The sequence below is a fragment of the Fibrivirga algicola genome (assembly GCF_011742925.1).
In the GTDB taxonomy this organism is placed as follows: domain Bacteria; phylum Bacteroidota; class Bacteroidia; order Cytophagales; family Spirosomataceae; genus Fibrella; species Fibrella algicola.
Window position 1 is genome coordinate 1 of the sequence record NZ_WAEL01000044.1, and the last position, 310, is coordinate 310.

Annotated in this window: 1 protein-coding gene; it reads right to left on the reverse strand. The window is 59.4% G+C overall.

Annotated features, from left to right (window positions below; translation table 11 throughout):
* On the reverse strand, window positions 1-310 hold a 310-nt coding region (locus tag F7231_RS27130; RefSeq protein WP_250648839.1), incomplete at both ends, for a PA14 domain-containing protein.

The following is a 310-nucleotide window of genomic DNA, read 5'->3' on the forward strand; positions in this document are numbered from 1 at the left end:
GATCACGTAGTTACCCGCGACCGGAGCCTCGATCTGCCCCGTCCACCGTGCAGAGAAGTTCATGTTGACCCCACTGCCCGGACTGGCCTCACCCCAATTGAAGTTGATGGTGGCATCAATACGCGTCATTTTAGCCACCCCTGACAGATCGAAGCTATCGAAGTAGTCCCCTGTCAGGCCCGTTCCCTGCCCCGTGCCAACCACGACGACCGGCGTAGTTGCCGCCGCCGTGTACACAAAGGTAACGTTGGTTGTAACTGACAGGCCAGCCACGTTGGTGGCTCGAAGTGTGGCGGTAAACGTACCGGCC